The sequence below is a fragment of the Nocardia sp. NPDC004722 genome, from assembly GCF_053601505.1.
Genome location: NZ_JBSGBY010000939.1, coordinates 1 through 2,176 on the forward strand (window position 1 = coordinate 1; position 2,176 = coordinate 2,176).

Consider the following 2,176-nt stretch of genomic DNA (forward strand, 5'->3'; position numbering starts at 1 on the left):
TTTCACCGCCCGCATCGTGCAGGGCATCGCGACCGGCCTGGCCACCGGCGCGATCACCGCGACCCTGATCGACCTGCAGCCCGCCGAATCCCGACTGGGCGCGTTGATGACGAACGTGGCCGCGGGCGGCGGGCTCGCGGTGGGCGCGATCAGCTCCGGACTGCTGGTCGCCTACGCGCCCGCGCCGACCCGGCTGGTGTACTGGCTGCTCGCGGCGGCGTTCACCATCATCGTGATCGGTGTGCTGCTGATCCCGGAGACGGTACGGCCCGACGGGCAGGGAATGGCGTCGCTCAAGCCCAGAGTCTCTGTGCCGCAACCGGTTCGAGCGGCCTTCCTGACCCTGGTGCCGTCGATCTCGGCCACCTGGGCGCTGGGCGGGCTCTACCTGGCGCTCGGCGGCGCGCTGATGCGGGTGCAGTTCCATGTCTCGACGCCGCTGGCGGGCGGGCTGGTAGTGGTTGCGCTGCAAGGCACCTCGGCGGTGACCGCGCTGCTGGCCCGCGACTGGACCATCGATCAGGCGCTGCTGCGCGGGCCGATCCTGCTCATGACCGGTGTCTCGGTGGCGTTGCTCGGGGCGGCGACGCATTCGGTGTGGCTGTTCTTCGCCGCCAGCATCGTGGCCGGGATCGGGTTCGGGCCGTCGTTCTCCGGCGCGCTGCGCATGCTGACCGGGCTGGCTCCGGCCGAGGCGCGGGCGGAAGTGGTGACGGCCATCTACGTGGTGTCGTATCTGTCGCTGAGTGTTCCGGCCGTGATCGCCGGGCTGTGCGTGCTGCGCTTCGGGCTCGCGGCCACCACCTACGGATACGGGTTCATCGTGATCGCTTTGGAAGCGGTCGCCATGGTCGGGTCGCTGCGGCATCGCTCACCGCACACCGCCTTGGCCGGGCACCTGTGCCCCGCGCCCTGCCCGGGCTCGGTCGCGCCCATGCCGCGAGTGGTGTCCGCGCATCCGTGACATATGCCCTGCGCCGAGCCTGACATGTCTTGTTAAGGTGGACAGATGAATTCCACCCGTCAGGCTTGGCGTCGGCTGCGTTAGCGGCCCGATGAACCATGACCACGGGCTGTCCGCAGCCCGTGCCCCTGACCGGAACGGCAGCTCGTGCAGCCCTCACTGAAACTTCAGGAGTTGTACGGTGACCACCCCTTCGGATTCCTTCTCCGCCACCCGCGACCGCAGTGACGAACTGGCGGCCGAGGTGGCCGCCCACCCCGACCGCTTCCGCGTCCTCACCGGCGAACGCCCCACCGGCAGACTGCATCTCGGCCACTACTTCGCCACCATCCGCGAACGCGTCCGCCTGCAGGCCCTCGGCGTCGACCTGTGGGTCATCCTCGCCGACTACCAGGTCATCACCGACCGCGACAGCCTCGGCGCCGTCCGCGACAACGTCCACAGCGCCGTCCTCGACTACGCGGCGGCAGGCATCGACATGACCCAGGCCACCATCTTCACCCACTCCGCCGTCCCCGCCCTCAACCAACTCATGCTCCCCTTCCTGAGCCTGGTCACCGAGGCCGAACTCCACCGCAATCCCACGGTCAAATCCGAACTGGCAGCTTCGGGCCGAGCATTGAGCGGCCTCATGCTCACCTACCCCGTCCACCAGGCCGCCGACATCCTCTTCTGCAAAGGCAACCTCGTCCCCGTAGGCAAAGACCAACTCCCCCACCTCGAACTAACCCGAGTAATAGCCCGCCGCTTCAACGAACGCTACGGCCCCGTCTTCCCAGAACCCCAAGCACTGCTGACCTCCACCCCCGACATCCCCGGCCTCGACGGCCGCAAAATGTCCAAGAGCTACGGCAACGCCATCTCCCTCTCCATGACAGCAGACGAAACCGCCGCCCTAATCCGCCGCACCCCCACCGACTCCACCCGCACCATCACCTTCGACCCCGAATCCCGCCCGGGTGTCTCCGCCCTCCTCACCACCGCAGCCCTCTGCCTCGACACAGACGAACAAACCCTCGCCGACAAAATCGGCGACAACGGCAGCGGCGCATTGAAAAAACTAGCCACCGAAGCAGTCAACGACTACTTCGCCCCCCACCGCTCCCGCCGCGAAGAATTCGCAGCCGACCCCAACTTCGCCAGTGACATCCTCCGAGAAGGCAACCGCCGAGCCAACGAGGTCGCCGACCACACCCTCACCGAAGTCCGCAC

At 67.8% G+C, this 2,176-nt stretch carries 2 protein-coding genes; both read left to right on the forward strand.

Annotated features, from left to right (window positions below):
- A partial coding sequence (locus ACWELQ_RS44320) for an MFS transporter (protein WP_452402952.1) occupies nucleotides 1-964 on the forward strand: 964 nt, incomplete at its 5' end.
- Between the two features lie 181 nt (nucleotides 965-1,145).
- On the forward strand, nucleotides 1,146-2,176 hold a 1,031-nt coding region (trpS, locus tag ACWELQ_RS44325; protein ID WP_452402953.1), incomplete at its 3' end, for a tryptophan--tRNA ligase.